Source organism: Marisediminicola senii (genome assembly GCF_011057645.1).
GTDB lineage: Bacteria > Actinomycetota > Actinomycetes > Actinomycetales > Microbacteriaceae > Marisediminicola > Marisediminicola senii.
Window position 1 is genome coordinate 1 of sequence record NZ_JAALGE010000016.1, and the last position, 26,125, is coordinate 26,125.

Sequence of the window (26,125 nt, forward strand, 5' to 3'; positions counted from 1 at the left end):
CCGCGGTGCGCCCCCCCACGACCCCGGCCTGCACGATGACCCGCACGTCGTCGGCCCGCCGCCCGTGCCGCACGGCGGCGTCGCGCATCTGCTGGGCGTTGCGGCGGTAGTCGTCTGCGGTGCGCCCGCCGGTGAACACGATCTCGGCGTGCCGGCCGGCGAACTCGATGCCGGCCGGCGACCCGGTGGCCTGGTACAGCACGGGGGTGCGCTGCGGTGACGGCTGGCTGAGGTGCGGGCCCGCCACCCTGAAGTTCGAGCCGACGTGGTTGATGTAGCGCACCTTGGTCGGGTCGGTGTAGACGCCGGCCGCGGCATCCCGAATCACGGCGTCGTCGTCCCACGACCCCTCCCACAGCTTGTAGACCACGTCGAGGTATTCGTCGGCGAGGGCGTAGCGGCGGTCGTGGTCGATTTCGCCGTCGAGGCCGAAGTTGCGGGCGGCGTTGGGCAGGTAGGAGGTGACGATGTTCCAGCCGACCCGGCCCTTGGTGAGGTGGTCGAGGGTGCTCATGCGGCGGGCGAACGAGAACGGCGGCTCGTAGGTGGTCGAGAAGGTGACCCCGAAGCCGAGGCCCTTCGTGACCGCGGCCATCGCGGGGATCACCAGCAGCGGGTCGTTGCTCGGCAGCTGCAGTCCCTGCTCGAGGGCGGTGTCGAGGCCGCCGCGAAAGGTGTCGTACGCGCCGACGACGTCGGCGAGGAAGACGCCGTCGATGCCGCCCGATTCGAGCAGCTGCGCGAGCTCGGTCCAGTACTCGATGTCGGTGAAGCGGTGCCGGTTGTTGTCGGGCAGCCGCCACAGGCCGTGCGTGATGTGGCTGACGGTGTTCATCTCGAACAGGTTGACGATGAGCTGCTTCGGCTCGGTGCTTCTGGGCCCAGGGCTGGCTGCTGCGGTTGTCATGTACTCATCTTCTGTGGTGGATGCTGCGGCTGAACAATCGGCGCGGTGCCCGGCTCACCGCGGCGTCGAACGACGGCTGCCGCCGACCCGGTCTTCCCGGGCCGACGGCAGCCGTCGTCATCGTGCTGTGGTGCCTAGCCCGCGTTGTCGGCGCTGCGGCGACGCGCGACCAGGATCACTCCCAGGCCGAGCAGCATCATGGCCAGCACGCCCATGGCGAGCGCGTCGGTTCCGGTGAGCGCGAGGCCCCCGGTCGACGAGCCGCCCGCGGTGCCGGAGCCTGAACCCGATCCGTTGCCGGAGCCCGTTCCCGCGCCGGCGCCGCTGCCCGTGCCGCCGTTGCCGGAGCCCGTGCCGCCGTTGCCGCTGCCCGTGCCGCCGGAGCCGGAGCCGTTGCCGGCGCCCGTTCCGCCGTTACCGGTGCCCGGCGTGGTGCCCGGGTCCGTTCCGGGGTCGGTGCCTGGGTCGGTTCCGGGGTCGGGAACGACCACGGCGGAGCCAGCAACCAGTTCGCCGACGCCCCAGCGGGCGGTGGACTGGTATCCGGTGCCCGACGGGTCGGCCCAGCTCGTGATGCCGACGCGTGCACTGGCCGTGGCGTCGTTCACCTGGAAGTCGAGGCCGTGGAAGGTTCCCACGCCGCCTTCTTCGAGCAGGCTGATCGATGCCTCGACGATGTAGCCGCCATCGACAGCGGTCGTCGCGCTGGTCACCCGGTTCACCTGGAACGCCTCGTCACCGGTTCCGACCGATACCACGTTCGCCGCACTGATGCGGATCTGCGTGTCGTCGTAGCGGTACGAGCCGTTCTTGTAGTTTCCGGCGTCGACGAAGATCTCGACCGAGTCCTGGATCCAGGGGTCGGATCCCGACACGTCGACGACGTCGTCGAACACCTCGGCGAGCACGTAGAGCGTCGAACCGTTCCACAGCGTGCGCACCTCGGCCTGCGCGGTGTCGGTGCCGTCGACCTGCTTCGACGTCGTCACCGTCTGGGCGTTCGCCCACGCGGCGTCGACCTCGGCATCGACGGTCGGTGCGGCTTCGGCCTCGCCGACCTCGACGAACGACAGCTCCTCGATCAGGGTGACGGTACCCAGTGCACCGGCACTGTTCCACCCGATGGTCGTGGCGCCGTCGATCACGCGGGCGTCGAACTGTACGGTGTTGCCCTCGGCCTGCGGGGTGGTGAATGGCAGGTGCGCCACCACGGTGTACCCCCCGTCGCCTTCGGTCGCGACCGCATCGACGTCACCGCTGCCATCGCGGTTGATCGTGACGGTCTCACCCGCGTAGTCGAACTGCACGGCGTCGGTGGCATCCACTGTCGCGTCGTCGACCGAGACGTATGCGGTGAGGTGGTCCGGTGCCCAGCGCAGCTGGAACCCGGCGGTGTCCTCGATCAGGTTGAGCGGCAGCCGCTCCCAGTCGCGGGCCGAGGTGGCCTCGTCGTCGAGTTCGACGTCGCCGGCGAACACGTTCGCGGTGCGCAGCCGGGTGGGCAGCTCGGCGCTGTCGACGATGCCGTAGTAGGCGGGCTTCGCCTGGTAGGCGTCGTCGAAGGCCAGCGGTCCACCGTTGGCTGCACGCCAGCTACGTCCGTCGGTGAGGCCCCAGAGGGTCACCGAGAACAGCTGGTCGGCGTTCTCCCTGAAGATGCGGAAAGCGTCGCGGTAGTAGTAGCCCTGCTCGATGAAGTTGGCCTCGGTCTCCGGCACGCCGGTGGTGACGTCGAGTTCCGTGACCGCCTGCGTCAGGCCGAGCGGCGTGAAGCGATCGATGGCGGCTTCGAGCGCCGCGACCGGGGTCGCGAGGCTCACGTGGAACTGGTGGCCGACGCCGTCGATGGGAACGCCGCGCTGCAGCATCCGTTCGATCAGGGCCAGGTAGCGACCCTGCTTGCCGTCCTGCTCGGTGTTGTAGTCGTTGATGAACAGCGTCACGGGGCGGTCGCTGCCTGCGGCGGCGTACTCCTCGTTGAACGCCTCGTCGGCGTACTGGAAGGAGAGGTCGATGAACTCTTCACCCAGGATGCGATACCACTCGCTGCGGCGCAGTCCGTCGTCGAACTCGCCGCTGTCGGAGACGACCTCGTTCACGACGTCGAACGCCGTGAGGGGGTTGGTCTCGCTGCCGAACTCTCCGTAGCTGCTCAGCGACTCGGCGACGGCGAAGATGTGGGTGCGCATGCGCTCCCGCAGGATCGCCTTGTCGGCCTCGCTGGTGGTGAGGTCGACTCCCGCCTCGTCGTCGAAGAACCACGCCGGTGTCTGGCTGTGCCAGACGAGGGTGTGGCCGTAGACGTCGAGGTCGTTCTCCTGGGCGAACGTCATGAGCGCGCCGACCTCGGGGTTCGGGCGGAACGTGCGGTCCGCCGCGTACCAGGCCTCAGGCTTCATGTAGTTCTCCGACGTGAGCTGCCCGAAGTGACGGGTGGTCAGCTCGGCCGCGGTGCCGCCGGTCTCACGGCTGTCGATGGCGACGCCGACCGGAAAGTCGACGGTGTCCTTGATAGGCGTGATGTCCTGCACCTCGCCGGCCGTCTGTGCCGTCACGGTGACGTCGTCGATCAGCAGGTCGGAGGTGTTGGTGCCGTTGTAGTTCGTCTCGAAGTACAGCTGGATGGCGTCGAAGTCTGCCGCCTGGAAGGTCGCGGAGACCTCGGTCCAGCCGGTGTTGGTGATCCCGGCGAACTGGCTGACCGTCTCGTAGACCGTGGTGCCCTCGTTGGTGCGTGCGGCGCTGAGCCACACGGCGTCCGTGGGCTGGCCGGTCGCGAACTTCACCCAGGCGGTGAGCGTGTAGCTCGTGCCGGGGGTCAGGATGTCGCTCATGTCGCGGGCGAGCCCGCTCCCCTGCGACTTGCGCTCGGTCACGATCGCGGCCTGCGCACCAGTGTGCGATTCGGCGGTGGTGACGCCGGCGACCGGGTCGCCCTGCGCGTCGGCGCGAGCCACCCAGCCCTGCAGGCCGTCTTCGAAGTCGAAGACCGTCGCGCCCGGTGCGGGCACGGTCGGGTCGGTCGGGTCGGTCGGGGCGTCGAGGGCTCCGACGGGCAGGGTGAAGGTCCAGCCATCGGCGAGACGCTCGGAGACCACCGTGGTGACGGCCTGGAGCGTTCCGCTGCGGTCGCCGCCGCCATCGTGCGTGAGCACGACCTCGCCGGGCTTCATGGCCGTGCGGAGGCTGGCAGTGAGGATGTCGACGTCCTGCTCCGCCCAGTCACCGATGGTGTTGGTGACGGCGAGGGGCTGCATTCCGAGCGCGACGGCGACGGCGGGGGTCTGTCCCCAGCTGCCGTTCGGTGCACGGAAGAACGGAACCTGGGCGTTCGGGTCACCGAGCGCGGTGCGGATGATCGCGAGGTTGGCGACGAGCTTCTCCTGCACCTCGGCCGGCGTGAGGCTTCCCATGTCCTCGTAGTCGGTCGAGTGGTTGCAGATCGTGTGGCCCTCGTCGACCATGCGGTTCAGCAGCGCGGCTCCCCCGGGAGCCGTGACGTTCTGGCCGATGACGCAGAAGGTCGCCGAGATGTCGTTCTCGCCGAGGTAGTCGAGCAGCGCACCGGTGGTGGCGCCGTTCGGTCCGTCGTCGAAGGTCAGTGCCGAGACGTTGCCGGTGCCCTGCGCTGCCGCGACCGGGGCGACCGTCGGGTTGACGGCGCCGCCGGGCACGAAGCCCGCGGGCAGGCCCGGTGTCGGAGTCGTGGTGTCGGCGGGAACGCCGGAGATGACGACGTCGTCGACGAGGTAGTCGAACGGCGTCGCCGGGTCAGCCGGGGCGACGAACGCTGACCCGAGGTAGACCTGCAGGGCGGTGGTGTCGGCGTTCGCGGGAACGGTGAAGGTTCCTTCGACGTCGGTCCAGGCATCCGCCGTGATGGTGGCGTTGCCCGCCCACGTGTAGGCGGGCTTGACGACGAAGCGCATGCTCGCCGATCCCGCCGTTCCCTCAGCGAGCCTGGCGCGCATCGAGAAGGTGTATTCGCTACCTGGTGCGAGGGAGAGGGCTCCTGGAGCACTCTGGATCCCGTCGAAGTCGGTGGTGCGGTCGGAGACCCGCAGCGCGGTGTCACCGTCGACGTCGACGTAGGACAGCGTGGGGTTGCCGCTCTGCTGCCAGCCTCCCAGTGTCTCGTCGTCGAAGTTGCTGGACAGGATGACTTCCGGTTCCGCGGCCGCGGCGGGAACGGCGACGCCGATCCCTGCCAAGACCATGACACCGGACAATAAGCCGGCTCCGAAAGTTTCGAGTGGGGTACGACGTTTCACGGCGCTCCTTTGCGCTTGCTTTGAGGACCCGCCCACCATAGGTTGCCCAAAGCAACAAAAACAACCCCCCGTTTCCCGAAAATGTACCCCGAATATGTTTCGACGAATGCGAACGGGTTGACAGGGTCCACTCGAGTTGCTGCCGAGTAGCCGCCCCTCGCGTTGCGGCCCCTTCTGTCGCGGCTATTCCCGACGCCTCGAGGCGACCGCGCGCTGCAGCAGCACGAACACCAGCAGGATGCCGCCGGTGATGATCGTCGTCGTCTCGGGACGGATGCCGCCATCCCTCGTGATGAGCACGTTCATGAGTCCCAGCACCAGGGCGCCCACCACCGACCCCAGCACGAAGCCGGCTCCTCCCATGAGCAGGGTTCCACCGATCACGGTCGCGGCGATGGCGTCGAGTTCCCAGCCGATGCCGGTGATGTTCTGCGCGCTGCCGAGTCGTGCCGTGTAGACGACGGCCGCCACACCGGCCAGGGTGCCGCTGATCACGTATACCCACAGCTTGGTCGAGACGACCGGCAGGCCCATGAGCGTCGACGACTGCTCGGATCCCCCGATGGCGTAGACCGTGCGCCCGAACCGGGTGCGGTGCAGCAAAAAGACGGCGACGAGCACGACGACGACCGCGATGATCACGCCGGGGGTGATGACCAGGTCGTTGACCCGCGGACCGTCGACCAGCTTGAACTGGGTGGCCAGGCCGCGCATCGGCGACTCGTCGGCCAGCCGCTCCGGCGTGGTGCTGAGCATCGACGCGAGGCCTCTCGCGAGGAACATCATGGCGAGCGTCGCAATGAATGGCTGCACGTCGAAGAACTGGATGAGTACCCCGGAAATGAGCCCGAACAGCGAACCGATCAGCACCATCAGCACGATGACGAACCACGGGTTCCAGCCGGCGTTGGTGAGCAGCACCCCCGCCACACTGGAGAACGCGATCACCGCCCCGACCGAGAGGTCGATCCCGCCGGTGAGGATCACGAAGGTGAGTCCGACGGCGAGGATCACCAGGTGCGCGTTGTTGATGAGCAGGTTCGAGACGGTGCTCGCCTGCAGGATGCGCCCATAGGCGATCTCGCCGTAGACGATCATCGCGAGGAAAATGAGCAGCGCCGCGAAGGTGGGCAGTAAGCCGAGGTGTGCCTTCAGCCACCGGGCGGGGCCACCCTCACGCTTCGGCTCGACCGACGTCGGCCGGTTGTCGAACGAGGTCACGGTGCTCATGCGGGGATCGTTTCTTTGCTGGGGACGAAGGTTCCTGGTGCGCGCCGCTGGCGGAACAGCTGGCGCACGCGTTCGGACTGCAGCAGGCAAAGCACGACGATGACGATCGCCTTGAAGGCGGGGGTCGCCGACGACGAGATGCCGAGAAAGACGACCGTCTTGTCGAGCGTCGCGATCAGCAGCGCGCCGACGACGGTGCCGCCGAGGTTGAACTTGCCCCCCGCTAGCGACGTGCCGCCGATCACGACGGCGAGGATGGCGTCGAGTTCGAGCTGGTACCCGGTGCGTGACACGTCGACCGTCATGACGCTGGCGGTGGCGAACACGCCCGCGATTCCGGCCAGGATGCCGCTGGCGATGTACACCGTCATGAGGAGGCTTCGACGCTTGATACCCGCGAGCCGGGCGGCCTTCGGATCCATGCCGATCGCCTCGATCATCAGCCCGAGGGCACTGCGCCGCACGAGGAGGCCGACCGCGATCACGATGAGCACGGCGAAGAGCAGCACGACGGGCAGCCCGACCAGGTAGCCGTTCGCGATCCACCGGAATGGCTCGTTGCTGGCTGCCGTGTTCTGGCCCTCGGTGATGACCTTCGCGAGGCCTCGACCGGCGAGCAGGATGACGAGCGTGCTGATGAACGGCTGCAGCCCGACGACCGAGACGAGGATGCCGTTGACGGCACCGAGGATGGCGCCGAAGGCGACCGCGAGCAGGAAGGCGGCGAGGGCCGCGAGCACGGAGTCGGGTGCCGCCGCGGCGTTGAGGAACTCCATGGCGACAGCGCCCGAGACCACCATGATCGACCCGACCGAGAGGTCGATGCCCCCGGTGGCGATGACCAGGCACATGCCGACGGCGATCATCAGGATGGGGGCCGCTGCCCGAAGGATGTCGACGAGGTTGCCCACCAGGTTGCCGTTGGCCGGGTTCACCGTGATGGCGAGGTACCCGGGGTCGCGGAGCACGTTGACCAGCAGGAGCAGCGCGATGGCGACGATGCCCCAGAAGTACGGGGTCCGCAGCAGCCGCGCGGCCGTCCTGGCCGGCGCGGACTGTGTCTCTGTCATTCGCTGACCTCTCTGTCTGCGGGGGTGCTCCAGGCGGCGTCGGCTCCCGCCGGCACCCCCTCTTCTGCAATTGTGTTGACGATCAGGTCTGCTGTCACGCCCGGCCCGTTGATGATCTCGGCGATCTTGCGGTGGTCCTTGAGCACGACGATGCGGTCGCTGAGCCGCACCACTTCTTCGAGCTCCGACGAGATGAAGACCACGGCGACACCGTCGTCGGCGAGCGCCGCGACCTGCTCCTGGATCTCCGCCTTCGCGCCGACGTCGATACCGCGGGTCGGTTCGTCGAGGATGAGAAGCTCGGGCTTGGTCGCGAGCCAGCGGCCGAGCAGCACCTTCTGCTGGTTGCCACCGGAGAGGTTGCGGATGGGCCGGTCGGGGTCGGCCGGCCTGACGTTGAGCTCGGCGAGGTACTTGGTCACGATCGCATCCTTGTCCCGCTTCGAGAGCGGCCGCGCCCACCCGCGCTTGGCCTGCACCGCCAGCACGAGGTTCTCGCGAACGCTGAGGTCGCGCACGATGCCCTCGTCGCGACGGTTCTCGCTCGAGAACGCGATCTTGTGGGCGAGGCCGCGGGTGGGAGTCGAGATATCAACCTTCTTGCCGCGAAAGTACACCTGCCCCTCGTCGGCTTTGTCGGCGCCGTACAGCAGGCGGGCGAGCTCGGTGCGTCCGGAGCCGAGTAGGCCGGCGAAGCCCACGACCTCTCCGCGGTGCAGTTCGAGGTCTGTCGGGTCGATCGAGCCCTTGCGGCCGAGTCCCTCGGCCCGGAGGATCGGCTCGTCGGTGTGCAGGTGATCACGCTCGGCGCGCTCGGAGTCCAGCGACGCGAGCGACGCCACCTCCTTACCGATCATCGTGGCGATCAGGGCCGCGCGCGGCAGCTCCCTGGTGAGGTATTCACCCTGGTACTGGCCGTTGCGCAGCACGGTCATGCGGTCGCTGATGGCGTACACCTGGTCGAGGAAGTGCGAGACGAAGAGGATGGCCACGCCCTGGTCACGCAGTCGACGGATGACGGCGAACAGGCCCTCGACCTCGTTCGCGTCGAGGCTGGATGTCGGTTCGTCGAGGATGAGCACCGTCGACTTCGCGACCATCGCCCTGCTGATCGCGACGAGCTGCTGCACGGCCAGCGAGAGGGTGGAGAGGGGCTGCCGGGGATTGAGGTGGCCGAGGCCGAGTTTCTCGAGGGCGTCGACTGCCGCACGATGCGTCGCCGTCCAGTTGATACCGAACCTGCCCCTGGTCTCGTGCCCGAGCATGACGTTCTCACCGATGGTGAGGTTGTCGCACAGGTTGACCTCCTGGTAGACGGTGGAGATCCCCGCGTCCTGCGCATCGGCCGTTCCGGTGAGGCGCCTGCTCTGGCCGCCGACCAGGATCTCGCCGTCGTCGATGCGGTAGACACCGGTGAGGGCCTTGATCAGCGTCGACTTGCCCGCACCGTTCTCGCCCATCAGGGTGTGCACCTCCCCGGGGAACAGGCGAAAGTCGACCCCGTCGAGGGCTTTCACCCCGGGAAACGAGATCGAGATGCTCTTCATCTCGACGATGGGAACTGGAGCGGGGGGAACTGGAGCGGTCATGCGCCGTGCTTTCCGTCGGTGTTCAGGGCGGGTTCACTGCGTCGCTAACGACGCGACAGCGGGCCCCGGCAGTTGTCGGCCGGGACCCGCCCACACTGTCGCGAGCCTAGAACTCGCGGGTCGGAAGCGCAGTGCTGGCCGCTTCGGGCGAATCGAAGGTCTCACTCGGCACCACGATGTACGACTCGACCTCGTCACCGTCGAGAACGCTGTTGACGACCTCGAGCGCGGTCTCACCGAACAGCGGGTTGTACTCGGCGACGAAGCTGAGCTTGCCCTCGGCGAGGGCTTCGAGCGCGCCCTGCGTGCCGTCGATGGTGGCGATCTTCACGTCGACTCCCGGCACCAGTCCGGCTTCCTCGACAGCCTGGATCGCGCCCAGTCCCATCTCGTCGTTCTGGGCGAACACGAACTGCACGTCGTTGTTGTTCGACTTCAGCACGGTCTCGAAGACGCTCTTGGCCTCCTCGGTCGACCAGTTCGCGGTCTGCGCGCCGAGCGAGGAGAGGGAAGTGCCATCGACGACGGAGGTGAAGCCCTCGTTGCGCTCGTTCACGACCGAGACTCCGGCCGGGCCCTCGAGGGTGAAGTAGTTGCCTCCGTCGGGAAACTGCTCCAGAGCCCATTCGGCTACCGATTCGCTCACCGAAATGTTGTCGGGGGCGATGCGGGTGACGTAGAGGTCGGTGTCATCGGGCTCGATGCCACGGTCGATGAGGATGACCGGGATCTCCGCCTCCTGCGCGCGCTCGAGCGAGTCCTCCCAGCCGGAGCCCTCCGTCGCCGACAGCAGGATGACGTCGACACCTTCGTCGACGAACGACGTGAACGCGTCGATCTGCGACTTCTGGTCGAGGTTGGTGGCGGGGGCGTACTTGAGTTCGAACCCGGCGTCGGTGGTGAAGGTGTCCTGGATATTGGCCTCGTTGGCCTGGCGCCAGGCCCCCTCCGGCCCGACGGCGACGAATCCGACCGTGGTCAGGTCGTCTCCCCCGCCCCCGGCGTCGTCCCCGCCTCCGCTGGCGCAGGAGGCGAGGCCCAGGGTGAGCATTCCTGCCATGGCGAGTGCGGCGGTCTTGGCGAATCTGCTGTGTACAGACATAGATCTCCTCCTTGAGATCCCGGCAACGGTGCCGGTGCGCCGCCCGCGATACGGGCGACAGGTGATGTGCAGGATCACGCGGATGCGTGGTTCGCTCGGAATGTTACCGGGAACATTTTGCGCTGGCAAGGGATTTCGGGGCGGGTTTGCGCTCAGTCGTCGAGCTCGTTGTCCGCCGCGATCATCTCGATGATCGTGTCGACGGTGACGCCGGGGCCGTTGCTCACCTCGCCGATCTTGCGGCGGTCCTTGAGCACTACGATGCGGTCGGAGAGCCTCACGACCTCTTCGAGCTCGGAGGAGATGAACAGGACGGCGACCCCTTCCATCGCCATCTCGGCCACCCGCGCCTGGATCTCGACCTTCGACGCCATGTCGACTCCCCTGGTCGGCTCATCGAGCACCATCACCCGCGGCCGGGTCGCGAGCCACCGCGCGAGCAGCACCTTCTGCTGGTTGCCCCCCGACAGGTAGCGCACCGGCGTGGCGGGGCTCGGGGCGGTGATGTTGAACGCGGCCATGAAGTGTTCCACCACTGCGTCGCGTTCGTCGCGCGAGATGGGCCTCGCCCAGCCGCGCTGCGCCTGCAGGGCGAGGATGAGGTTGTCCTGCAGGCTGAGCTCCCCGATCACGCCGCCGTCCCTGCGGTCCTCGCTCGCAAAGGCGACCCGGCTGCGGGTGCCGGCGCCAGGGCCCGCCGCCCCGACCTGCTTGCCGGCGACCGACATCGACCCGCTGTCTCGCCGCATCACGCCCGCGACCAGCAGCGCGAGTTCGCTGCGTCCCGACCCGCGCAGGCCGCCGAGTCCCACGACCTCGCCGCGATGCAGGTCGAGGTCGGTCGGCTCGATCTCCCCGCGCCTGCCGACCCCCTGGGCGCGGAACAGCGGCGCGCCGCGGGGATCGACACGGTGCGCCCGCCGCTGCGAGCCGATCGTGCGCAGCGTGGCAATGTCCTGGCCCATCATGAGCGAGATCAGTTCGGTGCGGTCGAGGTCGCGCGTCGGGTAGACGCCCTGGCTCCGCCCGTCGCGCAGCACCGTGACCCGATCGCTGATCGCGAAGACCTGCTCGAGGAAGTGCGAGACGAAGAGGATCGCGACGCCCTGGTCGCGCAGGCGCCGGATGACGCGGAAGAGCCGCTCGACCTCCACGGGTTCGAGGCTCGAGGTCGGCTCGTCGAGCACGAGCACCTTGGGGTGCACCACCATCGCGCGGGCGATCGCGACGAGCTGCTGGATCGCGGGCGCGAGGGCGCCGAGGGGTGCGCGCGGGTCGAGGTCGGCGAGCCCCAGCTCGGCGAGGATCTCCGAGGCGCGACGATGGGTCGCCGCCCATGAGATGCCCCACCGGCCGCGCACCTCGCGGCCGAGCATGACGTTCTCCCCGATCGAGAGGTTGCCGCACAGGTCGACCTCCTGAAAGGCGGCGGCGATGCCCTCGGCCTCTGCACCCGCGGTTCCGGTGAAGCTCACCGGGCTCCCATTTATTCGGATCTCGCCCGCCGAGACCCGGTAGGCGCCGGTGAGCGCCTTGACGATGGTCGACTTGCCCGCGCCGTTCTCGCCCATCAGCGCGTGCACCTCCCCGGGGTACAGGGTGAGGTCGACGCCGTCGAGCGCGCGGGTTCCCGGGAAGTCGACGGAGATGCCGAGCATCTGCACGACGGGATCGTGCGCCGCAGCATCCATTCGCATCATGCGCTCCCCTGCCTCGGCGGCGCGGTCGACGCTCGCACGACCAGCTCGGTCGAGATCATCGACCGCTGCGGGATGTCCCGGGACTCGAGCGCCGCGCGGAGCACGTCCATCGCCTTGAGGCCGAGGGCGTGGAAGTCCTGGCGCACCGTGGTGAGCGGGGGCAGGAAGTGCCTGGACATGGGCAGGTCGTCGAAGCCGACGATGCTCATGTCGTGCGGAACCCGAAAGCCACGGTCGTGCAGCCCGTGGATCACGCCGAGCGCCATCTCGTCGTTGGCGACGAACATCGCGGTGTACTCGGGGAGGTCGGCGAGTCCGCGGGCGAAGTCGTAGCCGAAGTCCGACGTCCAGTCTCCGACGACGACCGGGCGCTCGCGGATTCCCCACGACTGCGCGCGGCTGTGGAAGGCGCGTTCCCGGCTGCGGGCGTCGAGCCAGTCGAGGGGCCCGGCGACGTGCAGGATGTCGCGGTGGCCGAGGTTTGCGAGGTGGTCGACGGCGAGGGTGGTGCCGAACTGCTGGTCGACGCTGACCGTGAGGAACGACGGGTCCTTCGCGGCCTTGACGACGAGCACGGGCACGTCGATCTGGATCTTGCGCAGCGCGGACAGCGACGACGAGCGCGGGGCGATCACGCATAGCGCGTCGACCCCCTGCGAGGTCAGGTTGCCGACGGCGTCCTGCGTCGAGAACTGCTCGTCGTCGTGCATCGCGATCGAGCTGACCGAGTAGCCGCCGTCACGGGCCGCGAGCTCGATGGCGCGAAGGGTGCTCGTCGGGCCGAATTCGACGGCGCTCTCGACGATCACCCCGATGCGCTGCGTGCGCTGCGTGGCGAGGGCGCGGGCTGCGCTGTTGGGGCGGAAGTCGAGTTCGTCGATGACCTCGAGCACGCGCTGGCGGGTCGACGGCCGGATGTTGGGGTGGCCGTTGAGCACGCGCGAGACGGTCATGTGCGAGACGCCCGCGATCGAGGCGACCTGGCGGATGCCCGACTTGTCCGAGCGCGCGTTCTCGGTCACTTCCACTCCGGCCCTCAGAACGGGAGGGCGGCCATGGTCGATCCGGAGCCGCCCGGGGACCTCAGCATAGCGGCGCGGGTGCAGCGGGCGAGCGGCGCGGCTGCACCCCGCCGGGGTGACCGGACCGCGTGCTCAGTTCGATCGCGTGATCGCCCGCACCGAGGGCACGAGCAGCACGACGCCGATGAGGATCGCAGCGACGCCGCCCACCTGGCGCACGAACGCCAGTTCGAGCAGCCCGAACCCGCGGATGACGGCGTATGCCGCGAGCAGCATGAGTACCAGCGCGACCAGCCTGGCCGTGCCGCTCGAGACCCCCGGCCAGACGTAGAGCGCGAGCACCAGGGCGATCGCCCCGACGAAGAGTCCGTCGGCGACGGCCGGCGTTGTGGGAGAGAAGATGAGGAACAGCCCGATACTGATCGCGAGGGCCGACAGCACGATGCGCATGATCGGCCTCCTCCTCGATTGCGGGGTGGCCTGGCGGCGTGACGTGGTGCTCATGATGGACCTCCTGACATGGATGCTGCGCTCGATCTGACGACGACGGGTGGCTCGTTCACCGGCTCGCCCCCATCAGCTGGCCGATCACCGTGCCGTCCGCGTCCTGCAGGGTCATCACGCCCGACATCACCCGGGCGGTCGCGAGTCTGCCCAGCCACTGGTCGACGTTGTCGCACGCCCGCATCGTGGTGCCGACGTCGGAGAAGACCGTGAGCTCGTCGTCGTCGCCGGTCGACCAGGTACCGAAGAGCTCGTTGCATCCATCGCTGCCGGTGAAGGTGCGGTCGGCGCTGAGCGACAGGTAGGGCGAGGTGGGGGTGAGGGATTCGGCCCAGTAGCCGACGGGGAAGCCCTGCGGCCCGACGAGCGGGTCGGTGCTCCTCACCAGTTCGGTGACGGTGGATTCGGAGGAACCGTAGAGGCGCATGACGTCACCGTCGACCTCGACCCGCTCGGCGAGCGTGACAGCGAGGGGCAGCTGCGCGCCGTCGCACGCCATGAGCGTGCTGGGGCCCGCGGTCGTCACGAACGTGCCGTCTGAGCGCAGCTGCCACTTGCCACGCACCCGGTTGCAGCCGTCGGAGGCCGTCCAGCTGCGGTCTTGGTTGAAGGCCACGAACGGCTGTTCCGCGGTGTCGGCGAAGGTCTCGTCGACGGTCCAGACGCCCACCAGCGGACCGGACTGCCGCACGAAGAGGGGGCTGCGAAAGTCGCGGGCCGCAGCGCAGGCGGTGAGCGCCGCGACGGAGGTCGCGATGGCGACGACGAGGACTACTACCCGGGCGAGGCGCCGCCTCACGCCAGCGCCTTCTCCTTCAGCCTGTCGAACTCGTCGGCGGTGATCGCCTGCGATTCGAGCAGTGACTTGGCCTGGGCGATCTCGTGGGCCGGTCCGCTCTGCGCCATCTCACGGATGTAGGCGCCGGCCTCCTCGTGCTGCCTGCTGGCGGCCTCGTACTGCCGCACGGCCATTCCCCGGCCGCGGGCGATGAGGTAAACGAATGCCGTGATGTAGGGAACGACGATCAAGAAGATGATCCACAGCGACTTGTAAAAGCCGCCCAGGGCACGGTCGCGGAAGAGGTCGGCGATGATCGAAAACAGGATCATCAGGTACGCGACGAAGGCGAAAACCAGGAAGGCGCTCCACAGGAAATCGAGAATATTCATGTTCGCATGATGGCACCGGCCATCACCGCGGCAGCGGCCACTGTCGTGGGATTAGCCCTCCTCGGGCGCAGCTTTGACGGGGCCCGCCCGATAGTCGGATGGCAGCATCCCGAATTCGGTTCGAAAGGCCGACCGCAGCTCGAACGTGGATGCGAAGCCCGAGCGGTGGGCGATCTCGGCCATCGTGTAGCGCGAGGTGTCGGTGGCGGCGAGCAGCATCGTCGCGGTGCGCAGCCTGGCGGCCGAGATCGCCTGGGCCACCGTGGTGCCGCTGCCCTCGAACGCGCGTTGCAGGTGCCGGAGCGACACCGACAACCGCTCCGCCAGCAGCGCCGGGTTGAGGGCGGTATTGGTGTGGCTCCTGCCGGTCTCGGCGAGCGCCCGCGCACGGAGGGCGACCCGACCCTCGGGGCGGCCAGCGTCGCTCACCAGCTGGTGCTCGAGGAACAGCCCGACCAGCAGGTCCTCGAGCGTGCGCTCGGCGACGAGCTCGCCGACGACCGTGGGCACCCAGCCGGGGTCGGCCACCGAGAGCGCGAAATTGCGGAGTGGGGTGCGAAGCGATCGAAAGCCGTCGAGCACCATGAGCCTGGCCGTGGGGCGAACGCCGCGCGCCAACATCCGCGACTCCGGTAGAACGATGTGCAGTGCCCGCGTGGTGTCTGCGCACTGGATCTCGACTCGGCTCCAGTCGCAGACCGCCCACACGTCGCCGGCGCCGAGAACCACCGTCGGCCCGTCCGGCGGGACCAGGGTGATCGACCCCGACAGGACGAAGCCCACGTAGAGGGTGCCGGCCGTCGGCGCGATACCGGGCTCCACGCGCAGCTCCGATGCGGTCGTGAGCAGTGCGGTGATGCCGCCGAGCTGGCGTCGCCGGATCGCGATGCGAAGCGCTCGCGCGACGGGCACCCGAACGCTCATGCGCAGCGACCTGGCGTGCTCGCCGTCGACCGGGCCGAGCTGTTCGACGACCTGGCTGATCGTGGCAAGGGGAACGGGCACCCAGGCGATACCGTCGGGTGCTCTGTCGCGTACTGAGCTCATCGGGTCCATGTCGTCAGTCGGCGAGACCGGACGGGGTACAGAGTCGCGCCGCGGGCTGAGGTTAACCGGGTCGCGCCTCCGCGAACCACGACATTACGTGGTTGCAATATCGGGTTTCAATTCGAGTTGTATAGCGGAGTGGACGTTGTCATTTCCCCCGCGAGGCTGGCACCCAGGCACCTCGCTCGCGTTCGGCGAACTGCCGGAACGTCGTGGCGGGCAGCCCGGTCAGGCGGCGCACGGTGCGGTTCGGCAGCGCCGAGATGTTGAAGCGCACGATGCGGTAGATCATCTTCTGCACCGCGACATAGTCTGCGGGCGCACCCTCCGCCGTCAGTCGGGCGAGGTACTCCGCCTCACTCGGGCGGGCATAGTGGATGCGGCGGCCCAGCACATCGCTGAGCACACTCGCGACGCGGCGGTAGGTCAGCGTCCGCTCCCCGGACAACGTGTATGCCGCGCGCAGGTGCCCCGGTTCCGTGAGCACCGCCGCGGCGACCCGACCGACGTCGTCGGCATCGATGAACGCGGTCAGCGACCGCCCGGCGGGAACGGAGATCTCGTCGTCGTCGCGAATGCCCCGCGCGTACGTGGTGGACAGGTTCTGCATGAAGAAGTTCGGGCGGAGCGACGTGTACGGCGCATCGACCTCCCTGAGGTACTCCTCGACGGCGTGGTGTGGGGTTCGGCGGTTGTGCTGCACGCCCTGCAGCGACAGGAACCCGATCTGCCGGATCCCGCAGCGCATCGCGGAGTCGATGAGGGGAAAGAGAAAGGTGCGCACGTCGTCGATGGCCGGGGGTCGCATGAGGAACAACCGGTCGCAGCCCTCGAGCGCGGCATCCATTCGCCTCGACGGCATCCCGAATTCGAAGTGCCGCCACTCCACGCCTGCGGGAGCGGCAGCCGGCCCCTGCGTGGCGGACGACGCGGCGGACGGATCCTCGCGGGTCGCGGCGACCACGCGCTGGCCACGGGCGAGCAGGCTGCTGACCACGGCGGCGCCGACGGTTCCGGTGGCACCGGTGACGAAGACGGCGGGGGCGCTCACGGGGTGTCCTCGATCCTGGCCAGGAGTGCGGCCAGGGTGGTCAGGTCGTCGTCGGACAGACCGGCGAACCGCGGCATCACACTGCCGACGACACCGCGTTCGAACGCGAGCACCTCGGCGGCGGCGGCGGGGGTCAGCGTCAGGATGCGGGAACGGGCGTCGCCAGGGAGCGGTGCCACGTCGACCAGCTGCTCTGCGCGCAGTCCGTCGACGAGCTGGGTGACCGCGCCGGCTGTGACCCCCAGGTAGGCGGCGAGCCTGCTCGGCGTGACGGGCACCCGCGCGTGGGCCAGGCGATAGAGCGCCTGCAGCTGGGTGCCGGTCAGGGAGCGTCCGAGGAATGGCACCCGGCGGCCGGTCAGCCCGGTGGTGAGCAGGGTCACCGATTCCAGTACGTCGGACACCAGGTCGCCTCGCCGCTCGGCGCTCGCCGTCATGCGCTGACGAACGGCATCTGGTGAACGAAGCTGCGGTCGTGCACCTGCGTCAGGATGAAGTCGGCGAGGTCGTCACGACTGATGCTCGTGCTGGCATTCACCCCCACCCACCCGACGCGGAAAGAGCCGGCGCCCGGTGCCTCGGTCAGGCGGGGCCCGCGCACCACTGTCCAGTCGAGCCCGCTCGCCTTCAGCACCTCGAGGTGCGCCTTCGCGTCGGACAGCACTCGCCCGGCGAGCGTTGTGAGCAGCAGCCGGATGACCCTGTCTGGCAGTTTCGGTTCGTCCTTGCCCACCGCGGGCAGCCCACCACCCGACAGCGTCACGATGCGGCGAACCCCGTACGCCCGCATGGCTGCGACGATGACGCGTGTTCCGTCGGCCTGCAGCGTGGGCGATGAACCCTTCACCTGGCCGAACAGGCTCAGTACCGCGTCCGTACCGGCGACGACCTGGTTCACTGCCGATGCGTCGAGAACGTCTCCCGTGACGACGGTGAGCCGGTCGCTCGTCGCGGTGATCGCGGATGGCGTGCGGGCGAGCACCCGCACCGTGTAGCCCGCGGCGAGGGCTCGGTCGAGCACTCGCCTTCCCGTTCGGCCGGTTGCGCCAATGATCGCGATGGTTTCCATGGCGATAGTTTAGCGCCTAAAGCACTTCGCGCCAGCGGTCAGCGCGACGGCGCATACTGGGGGACAACCGGCCGGGGGAATCCGCAATGCGCCACGCAAGCGAAGCACCATCCGCACTCCCGCCCTGGGTCAGGGATAGGGCCATCGAGGTGGCTGGCTGGCTGCTGATAGTCGCCGGAGTCGCCGCCCTGGTTCTTCCGGGCCCCGGCCTGCTGGGCGTCGTCGCGGGGCTCGCGCTCCTGTCGCTCCGCTATACGTGGGCCAAGCGCATGCTCCAGCCGGTGCGAAAGCGGGCGTACCGCCTCGCCTCGGACGGCGTGCAGACCGCGCCGCGAATCGCATCGAGCGTGCTGGGTGGCCTCGCGCTGATCGGTGTCGGAATCGTCTGGGGAGTCGGCGTTCCAGTTCCGGGCTGGTGGCCGCTGTCGGCGGCATGGTGGCTGCCGGGAGGCTGGGGAACGGGCGTCACGCTGATCGCATCCGGCGTGCTCGTTCTCGGGATGATCGTCTACAGCTACCGCCGCTTTCACGGTCACCCCGTCGCGGTATAGACCGGCGCTCTCCGGCCCGGCGACAATGGGGCATGCATGTGCTCATCGTGGCCAATGACACCCGCGGAGGCGTCGAACCGTACGCGCACCTCGCCGCCGGACTGCGGACGGCCGGTCACTCCGTGCGCGTCGCCGCTCCGGCGGAGTATGCGCCGATGTTCGCGGGAGTCACTGCCTTTCACGGGCTGACCGGCGCGGGGCGCGCCGACACCGAGGCGGCGGCCCGCGAGAAACTTTCCCTGCGGGCGATCGGCGCACTGGTCACCGAACGGGCACGCGGCTGGGCGAGGGAGACGCGGGAGATCGCCGACGGTGTCGACCTGGTGTGTGCCGGAATCGGCGGGGCGATGATCGCGGGGCCGGTCGCCCAGTCGGTCGGCGCGCCATTCGTGCGCACGCACCTCCAGCCCATCGATGCCCCGAGTTTTCGCTACCCCGGGCTTCTCACACCGTGGCTCTCCTACTTCGGTTCCGCCGGCAACCTGGCGGGCAACGCGGTTTCGGGTGCCGTGCTCCGAACCGCCTTCGGCCCACCACTGCGGGCCGCACGCACCGAGCTCGGACTGCCACGTCGTCATGCCGCGCCGCATTCGACGATCCTCTACGGCTTCAGCCCCCGTGTCGTTCCGGTCGCATCCAGCAGCACGACCCGACGCGTGGCCACCGGGTACTGGACCGGCGCCGCCGAGGAGGTCCACGACCCCGAGCTCGAGCGCTTTCTGGCTGGACCTGCGCCCGTGGTGAGCATCGGGTTCGGCAGCATGCGCAGCGCCGACCCCGACGCGCTTCGATCCACGGTGCTGGAGGCGGTACGGATGGCGGGTGTGCGCGCCGTACTGCTCAGCGGGTGGGGAGCGATCGCCGGCGACGATCACGCCGGCGAACACGTCTTCGGCACCGAATCCCTCCCGCACTCATGGCTGTTCCGCCGTGTGTCAGCGACCGTTCACCACGGAGGCGCGGGAACCGCCGGTGCGGCATTGCTCAGCGGAGTTCCGTCGGTCGTCGTTCCCTTTGGCGCGGAGCAGCCGTTCTGGGCCGCACGCACCCGAAGCCTCGGCGTCTCGCCGCCGCCCGTGCCCATCAAGGGCATCACGGCGGAGCGCCTGGCCGCTGCCATCCGGATGTCGATCGGCTCACCGGTCATGCGGTCGCGGGCACGGTCCCTTGCCGCCGAGCTGCGCGACGAGCGCGGCGTCGTCACCGCTGTCCGAGAGCTCGAACTCATCGCCCGCTGATCCCGGCCGGCAACCGGCGCCCAAGGAGAGCGGATGACGGCACCCACGCCGCATCAGGCCAGCCTCACCGCACCGAGGCCGACAGCGACGCTCGCCGCGAGCATGGCGACCGCGTTCGCTGCGGTTCTGAGGGTGAAGAAATACTCCCAGCGGGTGCGCGTCGCGCGCCAGTCCGCGGGAGGCTGGTCTGCCGACCAGCCCGCCATGGCCCGGTTGATCGGCAGGTCCCCCCTCAGGATCGCCATCAGCGCGATGACCAGGGCGCCCAACGCGACCGCGCTGGCAACCGCGCTCGCCACCGCACCCGCGAGAGCGCCAGCGGCCGTCGCCACCGCAACCCCGACGAGGCAGGACAGCATCAGGGGCCGCGCGAGCCTCGGCGCGGTGACGTCGATGGCGCGCTTGACGGGGACGTACACCTGCGCGTCCATCGTCCGCAGCGCCGGGTTCAGCGCGAGGTAGCCCGTGAGGTGCACCCCGAGAAGGAGGGTGATCAGCAGGAGCGCGATGAGCGAGAGAGTGAAGAGTGCCACGGCCGGATACCTTTTGCATACAGACTGTCTGCATGCAATTGAGAGGATGGCCTCGATGATGGAGCCTGTCAAGGGCCCGCGCAGGTACGACTCGACGAGCCGGCAGGAGCGCACCCTCGCTCAGCGACGCGCGGTCCTGGATGCAGCGCTCGACCTCATGAGCGAGAACGGATACGTGGCCACGCCCATGTCGGGTATCGCCGGTCGGGCAGGCGCGTCGGTCGAATTCGTCTACAAGCAGTTCGGCGACAAGGCAGGCCTCGCCGCCCGTGTGCTGGATTTTGCCCTTGTCGGCGACGAGAGCTCCCAGCCCATGGAGCATCGCCCGCACGTGGAGCGGATGATCGCCGAACCCGACGCCCGTGTCGTGCTCGCCCTCTATGCGCGGACCGTCGGCGAGGTGAACGACCGGGCTGGCGCATTCCTCGTCGCGGTCGCCGCGGCCGCCCCGACCGACGCGCGACTGAAAGGGCTATGGCGCACAGCGCAGGCGAAGAGGCTGGCCGGTGTTCGAGCAATGGTGCGCAACGTCGCCACCAAGGCCGAGCTCAGCGCGTCCGAGCGGCACGTCACCGATCTCGCATGGGCGCTCATCGGGCCGGAGCTGCACGCCCTGCTCACCAGGGAGCGGCGCTGGGGCCGCGACAAGTACACGGACTGGGTGTCTGACGCGTTGACCCACTCGATCCTCGCGACACCGCTGTTTCCCACGAAGTCGACGACTCCGCCCCCTGCGACCCGTGGCCCGACGGGGAGGGAGAATCCGGCTCAGTGACCGCCGCCGAGGTTGCCGGCGAGGCGTCCGTGCATGGTGCTGCTGGCGTCGTTCATGCCGTGGATCACCACGCGCTTGCCGAGGTGTTGGTACTTGGTGGTGATGGCGTCGAGCGCGGCGACGGTCGACGCATCCCAGATGTGGGAGGCGGAGATGTCGATGATGATGCGCTCGGGGTCTGCGGTGTATTCGAACTGGGTGGTCAGGTCGTTGCTCGAGGCGAAGAACAGCGCGCCGTCGACCGTGTAGAGCGCTGTAGGTACCGTCTCGTTCTCAGGGATGGTGCGGGTGACGGTGACGAGGTGGGCGACGCGGCGGGCGAAGGCGACCATGGCCATGATGACACCGATGACGACGCCGATCGCGAGGTTGTGGGTCGCGACGATGGCGATGACGGTAACGACCATCACACTCGTTTCGCTTTTGGGCATGCGCTTCAGTGTCGAAAGGCGGATGCTGTGCCAGTCGAAGGTCAGTACCGACACGATGATCATGACCGCGACGAGCGCCGCCATCGGAACTACGGCGAGCAGGTCACCGACGCCGATCACCAGGAGCATCAGGAAGGCCCCGGCGAGGAAAGTTGAGATGCGGGTGCGGGCACCCGACGCCTTGACGTTGATCATGGTCTGGCCGATGAGTGCACAGCCGCCCATCCCACCGAAGAACCCCGAGACGATGTTCGCGGTGCCCTGCCCGAACGCCTCCTGCGTCTTGCGGGAGTGGGTGTCGGTGATCTCGTCGACGAGCTTCGCGGCCATCAGCGATTCGAGGATCCCGACGAGGGCGAGGCCCAGCGCGTATGGGGCGATGATCGTGAACGTCTCGACGGTGAGCGGAACGTCCGGGAAGAACAGCGTCGGCAAGCTGCGGGGCAGCTCACCCTGGTCACCGATCGTCGGCACGTTGATCGACACCGTGACGGTGATGACCGTGAGCACGACGATGGCCACGAGCGGCGCGGGAACGACTTTCGTGATGCGGGGCATGAACACCATGATCAGGATGCCGAATGCAACCAGCGGATAGACGAGGAACGGAACATTGGTCAGCTGTGGCAACTGCGACGTGAAGATCAGGATGGCGAGCGCGTTGACGAAGCCGACCATGACGCTACGGGGGATGAACCGCATGAGCTTGGCGACGCCGACGGCCGCCAGGATGAGCTGAAACACACCGCCGAGGATGACGGTGGCGATGAAGTATTCGATGCCGTACTCGCGGGCCACGGGGGCGATGACGAGTGCGACCGCTCCGGTCGCGCCGGTGATCATCGCGGGGCGACCGCCGACGAACGAGATGACGATGGCCATCACGAAGGTAGAGAACAAGCCGACCCGCGGATCGACGCCGGCGATGATCGAGAACGCAATCGCTTCGGGGATGAGGGCAAGGGCGACGACGAGGCCGGCCAGCACTTCCTTGATGAGGATGCGGGGGGTCCGCAGCGCGGTCATGACCGAGGGGTCTGGTGTGTAGCGGCTGGGCGCGTCTGGCGCGGTGCTGAGGGCCATGGATGTCTCCAGGTTGTGGCGCTCCGAAGAGAGAAGCCGGTGTTGGCAAGAAAAGTGGGGCGCTCCGTTGCGCATCCAGTTCGCCAGAGCGGCGACAACTGGTAGATCGGCCTACTCAAGAATTCAGCCTTTGTCCGAAACTCTACCCTTACGTAAGGGTAGAGTTGCAAGTCGACCAGAGCGGAAGGCGCACATGCCAGCGGAGAAGACTAGAAGCACGACGATGCACATTGGCGAGCTGGCGGAGAAGTCGAGCATGTCACTGCGGACGATTCGGCACTATGACGACGTCGGACTGCTGAAGCCATCGGGGCGCTCCGACGGCGGGTTCCGGCTCTACACCGAGGCGGATCTCCAACGCCTGCTTCTCATCCGACGAATGAGACCCCTGGGGTTCACGATCGAGGAGATGGGCGAGCTGCTCCTCGTTATCTCGACCCTGCAGGCAGACGAACCAGAATCGGCCCGTTCGGTGTCACGCGAAAAGCTCAACGGTTTCGTCGAACAGGCCGAAGTGCGCCGCGAGAAGCTACAGGACTACCTCGTGCGATCCGACGAGCTGTTGCAGTTATTGAGAGCCTTGCGAGAGTGAGGTCATTCCTCCGTCGGCTTCGCGCCAGCGAGCGAGTCCGGTTCCTGATCGTCGGTGGCTTCAACACCGTGTTCGCCTACGGACTGTTCGTCGTGTTCGAGCTAACCCTCGGTGGTCGCTATCTCCTCAGCCTCGGGTTGTCCTACGCGGTGGCAACAATTGTCGGCTTCCTGACTCACCGCCGGTTGACCTTTGCCGTATCCGGGCGACACAACCTCATCACGGATTTCTTCCGATTCCAGGGCGTGCACCTTCTGACGCTTGCCATCAACGCGCTCTTGCTTCCGGTCTTCGTCGAAGTCATCGGATGGCCGGCCATCCTCTCCCAGGCCGTCATCGTCGCGATCACCACCGTCGTGAGCTACCTCGGCCACAAGTTCTTCTCCTTCCGGCGCGGGAGCCCATGAAAAAACCCCCGAATCACAGTGATAGGGGGGTGTTCTGAGAGCGGAGACGGAGGGATTTGAAACCGCGCGGATGGCAAGCGAGTCCAACCGAAACCGCATGATTCCGCGGCTTCTGATGACGGGATGTGCCGTTTAAGTCAGGTCTACAGGGTTCAATTCGTGGCAGAAACGTGGCGGCACATTCCCGGTCCAGTCCGCTGCCGGCCGGCCCGGTCGTCGCCTCAAGAAGCGGGGTTCGACTCGATGATGGGGAGCAGCCGCTCGGTCTGCACGAAGAACCTCGCTGCGTCGGGGCCGATCGCGTGACAGACACTGCGCATGTCCCGCCTGACCTTGCGTAGGTCGTAGTGATGGGGCGGTTCGAGGTGGGCGACGCGGTTGCGCAGACCATGCACGTTCGCGACTCGGCTGACCACGCTGTCGGCCGACCATTTCCCTGGCCACGCGGGGAACGCGTTCTTGATAGCCACCTCCCACAGCTTCTGCTTCGACTTGATGGCTTTCGAAGGGAGGATGTATCGCCACGCTCCGAGCGACATCTGCGCGAGCACGTCATCGTTGTTCACCGCTCGGCCGTGCTCAGCCGCGATTCTCCGAGCCCGCGTTGCGGCCTTCAATAGCTCGCTCTGATTGAGCGCGCGGAGAAGGTACGGATGCGGCCGCAGGAGCCAGTCCGGCGTCCCAGCCATGCCCTCGTTCCAGAGGCGGAGTTCACGATCGATGGCATTGCGCAGAATGAGCTCGAAAACGTAGATCGCTTCCATCGCGGCGCCTGAGGCTTGCACGTTCCACTCGAAGAGCTTGTGGGCCTGCGAAAAATCCCCGCCGGTGTCTACGAGAAGCCGCTGCAGCCGCGGGTCGCCGATGAACCGGGAACTCACAGGCTCGATCGGCGACACAGAGGCTAGACTAGACGCACAAACACCGGACGCTCAGCGGATCGGTGCTTACACATAAGGGGCCCGGCGCAAGCCGAGGCCCCTTATCCTTTGCCCGGCCTGGGGCAGGGACGTCGGACTGCGGATCGAATCAGATGACAGCGCGGATGCGACTACTCAAGAAACCCCGAGCCTTGCGAGCGCAAAGGCCCACGGGATGCGCTCTTGCTCGAGGCGGACGTTGCCTACAGAGCTCAACGCCTGGAGAGTCGCGCGTTCAGCCGGCGTGAGCAGCTCCAGGACCCGGACGTTGGGGTCTGGATCGACTCCCCAGAGATCTTGGTGAGCGAACAACGTCTCGATATCCATCAACGCCGAGCTTGCGTCAACGCCCCTGGCTCGAAGCTGGTTGAGAATGGCGAAGCCGTGCGAGTCCAGATCACCCCAGTAGGTGACGGTCTGCGCCCATGGAAGACGTGCTACGAGGTCGACGCGATGGCCGCCGCCGTGTACGGCGATCGCGCCCGGCACATTCGGCATGGCGAGCACCGTGGCGAGGTTCTCGAGGACGAAGACTCGCTGTGGCGCCAGCGGGATCAAGGCAAGGTCGTCGACGGGTGCGGATACATCGGCGAGCCCGTGGAAGGAGAGCGAAGGGTCGAGCACACGGATCCGCAAGAGCGGAGACAGCTCTCGAAGTCCCAGTCCAGATGCACCCGTCCCGGCTCGATGCAACGCCTCTACGACCCCTTGGCGAGATTCGATCCACTTGGTGTGGATGCCGCGTATCGGTAATTCTCGAATCAGACGACCCGATGCCGGGTTCTCACGCAGCCAGCCCAGCACGTCGACGAGCCTGCGGAAGTCCGCGTCATCGAGGTCGGCGATCGAGCGGGCAATAGTTCGGAGCACCACGTGCGCGTCGGAACCGGCAAAGTCCCTCAGCTCGTCGAGGCGTTCCACAAGACGCTGCCAGCTGTACGCCTCGCCTGCGACTCGCGCGATCGACTCCGGAGTGCGGACGATGGCGCGCACCGGGACTTCTTGCGACCCGATGCGTGACCAGTTGCGGATGGTCCACTCAAGCTCGATGTCAGGGTCGTCGCGCACGTCGCGCCAGGAGTCGACCCGCGCTCGGATGCCGTCGAGGTGAGCTAACGCTTCTCGCTCCGTCGGCGGATGCAGGGGAACATCGAGCTCGACCGCGGTCCTTTGCTCGGCCGCCCACGTGCGCGCGTCACGGTCGAAGAGCTTCTTCGCTCGCGCGTGAAGATCGGACGGAGTGACCGGCATGGTCACGTTCGCGCCTCCGCGCGCGGCGTGACGGTGACCTCAGGCTGATCGACCGAGAAGACCACGTTCGCCAGCCGTGACGAGTTGCGATCCGGGTTCGAGACCGAGGTGATCGCACCCACATAGGGCTCGAGAGTCACGGCCTTGCAGAAAGCGGATGCCGGCAATCGCATCGGACGACAATTCGAGCGTCTCACCGCGCGCTTCCGATGAGGGTCGGCGCACCAGAAACCCTGCTGCACGCCACTCGCTGCAGTACCCCTTCGCGGTCAGCGGCAGCGGCAGCCCGTGCCCGCGGAGCCGGTCGAGATCGGCATCCATTCGCTCGTACAACTCCTCGGCATCAACGCGGCGCTCGTCGCCACCGAGATGAATGCCCAGCAGACCAGCGATCACCGGTGCGTTGTCCGCGCGGAGCAGCTTCCATGCCGCGTCACGCTCAGCGAGCTGGGCGAGCTCGAGAACTTGGGCGACAGCGGGCACGCGTCCATTCTGAAGGACAACACCGACACCACTCACACGCTGCGCTCGGTGATCGCTCAAACGGAGCCCACCGACGAGCGTCCTTCTCCGGCCGACGGGACACGCTGCCCGGCCGGGAGACCGAGGGAT

General features: G+C 67.8%; 25 protein-coding genes. 5 read left to right on the forward strand and 20 right to left on the reverse strand.

All coding sequences use genetic code 11. The annotated features are described in order from the left end of the window. The 15 genes from G5S38_RS07270 to G5S38_RS07340 all read right to left on the reverse strand — a co-directional run. Nucleotides 1–907, reverse strand: a 907-nt coding sequence (locus tag G5S38_RS07270) for an NtaA/DmoA family FMN-dependent monooxygenase (RefSeq protein WP_165066580.1), incomplete at its 3' end; no start/stop codon positions are given. Between the two features lie 134 nt (nucleotides 908–1,041). After that, nucleotides 1,042–5,124: an endo-1,4-beta-xylanase gene (locus G5S38_RS07275; protein WP_165066583.1), complete on the reverse strand. Its 4,083-nt coding sequence runs from the start codon at nucleotides 5,122–5,124 to the stop codon at nucleotides 1,042–1,044. A gap of 237 nt (nucleotides 5,125–5,361) precedes the next feature. Then, nucleotides 5,362–6,408, reverse strand: coding sequence for an ABC transporter permease (locus tag G5S38_RS07280; protein ID WP_165066586.1), 1,047 nt, complete (start codon nucleotides 6,406–6,408; stop codon nucleotides 5,362–5,364). After that, nucleotides 6,405–7,478: an ABC transporter permease gene (locus G5S38_RS07285; protein WP_165066589.1), complete on the reverse strand. Its 1,074-nt coding sequence runs from the start codon at nucleotides 7,476–7,478 to the stop codon at nucleotides 6,405–6,407. The genes G5S38_RS07280 and G5S38_RS07285 overlap by 4 nt, the downstream gene beginning before the upstream one ends. Then, on the reverse strand, nucleotides 7,475–9,067 hold the full coding sequence (locus tag G5S38_RS07290) for a sugar ABC transporter ATP-binding protein (RefSeq protein ID WP_201276615.1): 1,593 nt from the start codon (nucleotides 9,065–9,067) through the stop codon (nucleotides 7,475–7,477). Before G5S38_RS07290 ends, G5S38_RS07285 begins: the two co-directional genes overlap by 4 nt. 106 nt (nucleotides 9,068–9,173) lie before the next feature. Continuing rightward, entirely contained in the window at nucleotides 9,174–10,169 is a 996-nt protein-coding gene (locus G5S38_RS07295; protein ID WP_165066592.1) for a substrate-binding domain-containing protein, read from the reverse strand. A 152-nt stretch (nucleotides 10,170–10,321) separates the two neighbouring features. Next, nucleotides 10,322–11,860 (reverse strand): sugar ABC transporter ATP-binding protein, encoded by a 1,539-nt coding sequence (locus G5S38_RS07300; protein WP_165066595.1) that lies wholly within the window; start codon nucleotides 11,858–11,860, stop codon nucleotides 10,322–10,324. 5 nt (nucleotides 11,861–11,865) lie between these two features. Next, the gene (locus G5S38_RS07305; protein WP_165066598.1) at nucleotides 11,866–12,891 is read right to left on the reverse strand and encodes a LacI family DNA-binding transcriptional regulator; all 1,026 of its coding nucleotides are present in this window, start codon (nucleotides 12,889–12,891) and stop codon (nucleotides 11,866–11,868) included. Nucleotides 12,892–13,023: 132 nt separating this feature from the next. Continuing rightward, a complete protein-coding gene (locus G5S38_RS07310) occupies nucleotides 13,024–13,395 on the reverse strand; it encodes a hypothetical protein (RefSeq protein ID WP_165066601.1) in 372 nt (123 codons plus the stop codon). Between the two features lie 55 nt (nucleotides 13,396–13,450). Then, nucleotides 13,451–14,194, reverse strand: a complete 744-nt coding sequence (locus G5S38_RS07315; protein ID WP_165066604.1) for an META domain-containing protein — start codon at nucleotides 14,192–14,194, stop codon at nucleotides 13,451–13,453. Then, nucleotides 14,191–14,565 carry a hypothetical protein gene (locus G5S38_RS07320; RefSeq protein ID WP_165066607.1) on the reverse strand — a complete coding sequence of 125 codons (375 nt, stop codon included), beginning with the start codon at nucleotides 14,563–14,565 and terminating at the stop codon, nucleotides 14,191–14,193. The genes G5S38_RS07315 and G5S38_RS07320 overlap by 4 nt, the downstream gene beginning before the upstream one ends. A 51-nt stretch (nucleotides 14,566–14,616) precedes the next feature. After that, on the reverse strand, nucleotides 14,617–15,612 hold the full coding sequence (locus G5S38_RS07325; protein ID WP_165066610.1) for a helix-turn-helix transcriptional regulator: 996 nt from the start codon (nucleotides 15,610–15,612) through the stop codon (nucleotides 14,617–14,619). A gap of 148 nt (nucleotides 15,613–15,760) precedes the next feature. Then, nucleotides 15,761–16,663, reverse strand: a complete 903-nt coding sequence (locus G5S38_RS07330; protein ID WP_165066613.1) for an NmrA family NAD(P)-binding protein — start codon at nucleotides 16,661–16,663, stop codon at nucleotides 15,761–15,763. Continuing rightward, on the reverse strand, nucleotides 16,660–17,067 hold the full coding sequence (locus G5S38_RS07335) for a MarR family winged helix-turn-helix transcriptional regulator (protein WP_165066615.1): 408 nt from the start codon (nucleotides 17,065–17,067) through the stop codon (nucleotides 16,660–16,662). Before G5S38_RS07335 ends, G5S38_RS07330 begins: the two co-directional genes overlap by 4 nt. Nucleotides 17,068–17,096: 29 nt before the next feature. After that, nucleotides 17,097–17,732: an NAD(P)-dependent oxidoreductase gene (locus G5S38_RS07340; protein WP_165066619.1), complete on the reverse strand. Its 636-nt coding sequence runs from the start codon at nucleotides 17,730–17,732 to the stop codon at nucleotides 17,097–17,099. Nucleotides 17,733–17,818: 86 nt separating this feature from the next. On the opposite strand from G5S38_RS07340, the gene G5S38_RS07345 reads away from it, so the two are divergent. Together G5S38_RS07345 and G5S38_RS07350 are read left to right on the forward strand one after the other, a co-directional pair. Further along, on the forward strand, nucleotides 17,819–18,283 hold the full coding sequence (locus G5S38_RS07345; protein ID WP_165066621.1) for a PGPGW domain-containing protein: 465 nt from the start codon (nucleotides 17,819–17,821) through the stop codon (nucleotides 18,281–18,283). A 32-nt stretch (nucleotides 18,284–18,315) separates the two neighbouring features. Continuing rightward, nucleotides 18,316–19,521, forward strand: coding sequence for a glycosyltransferase (locus tag G5S38_RS07350; RefSeq protein WP_165066624.1), 1,206 nt, complete (start codon nucleotides 18,316–18,318; stop codon nucleotides 19,519–19,521). A 53-nt stretch (nucleotides 19,522–19,574) separates the two neighbouring features. On the opposite strand, the gene G5S38_RS07355 is transcribed toward G5S38_RS07350, so the two are convergent. Continuing rightward, nucleotides 19,575–20,054, reverse strand: a complete 480-nt coding sequence (locus tag G5S38_RS07355) for a DUF1772 domain-containing protein (protein WP_165066626.1) — start codon at nucleotides 20,052–20,054, stop codon at nucleotides 19,575–19,577. Between the two features lie 55 nt (nucleotides 20,055–20,109). On the opposite strand from G5S38_RS07355, the gene G5S38_RS07360 reads away from it, so the two are divergent. Continuing rightward, entirely contained in the window at nucleotides 20,110–20,829 is a 720-nt protein-coding gene (locus G5S38_RS07360; RefSeq protein WP_165066629.1) for a TetR/AcrR family transcriptional regulator, read from the forward strand. Here G5S38_RS07360 and G5S38_RS07365 read toward each other — a convergent pair. Further along, nucleotides 20,823–22,343, reverse strand: a complete 1,521-nt coding sequence (locus G5S38_RS07365; RefSeq protein WP_165066631.1) for a SulP family inorganic anion transporter — start codon at nucleotides 22,341–22,343, stop codon at nucleotides 20,823–20,825. The two genes, G5S38_RS07360 and G5S38_RS07365, sit on opposite strands and share 7 nt — an antisense overlap. Before the next feature lie 223 nt (nucleotides 22,344–22,566). On the opposite strand from G5S38_RS07365, the gene G5S38_RS07370 reads away from it, so the two are divergent. Both G5S38_RS07370 and G5S38_RS07375 read left to right on the forward strand, forming a co-directional pair. After that, the gene (locus G5S38_RS07370; RefSeq protein WP_235928953.1) at nucleotides 22,567–22,935 is read left to right on the forward strand and encodes a MerR family transcriptional regulator; all 369 of its coding nucleotides are present in this window, start codon (nucleotides 22,567–22,569) and stop codon (nucleotides 22,933–22,935) included. Continuing rightward, a complete protein-coding gene (locus G5S38_RS07375; protein WP_165066636.1) occupies nucleotides 22,932–23,342 on the forward strand; it encodes a GtrA family protein in 411 nt (136 codons plus the stop codon). Before G5S38_RS07370 ends, G5S38_RS07375 begins: the two co-directional genes overlap by 4 nt. A gap of 221 nt (nucleotides 23,343–23,563) precedes the next feature. On the opposite strand, the gene G5S38_RS07380 is transcribed toward G5S38_RS07375, so the two are convergent. The 3 genes from G5S38_RS07380 to G5S38_RS07390 form a co-directional block, all read right to left on the reverse strand. After that, a complete protein-coding gene (locus G5S38_RS07380; protein ID WP_165066639.1) occupies nucleotides 23,564–24,241 on the reverse strand; it encodes a hypothetical protein in 678 nt (225 codons plus the stop codon). Nucleotides 24,242–24,397: 156 nt separating this feature from the next. Further along, nucleotides 24,398–25,513, reverse strand: coding sequence for a Wadjet anti-phage system protein JetD domain-containing protein (locus tag G5S38_RS07385; protein ID WP_235928955.1), 1,116 nt, complete (start codon nucleotides 25,511–25,513; stop codon nucleotides 24,398–24,400). 39 nt (nucleotides 25,514–25,552) lie between these two features. After that, complete coding sequence (locus tag G5S38_RS07390; protein ID WP_165066644.1) at nucleotides 25,553–25,996, reverse strand: DUF3375 family protein; 444 nt, start codon at nucleotides 25,994–25,996, stop codon at nucleotides 25,553–25,555. Nucleotides 25,997–26,125 lie beyond the last annotated feature (129 nt).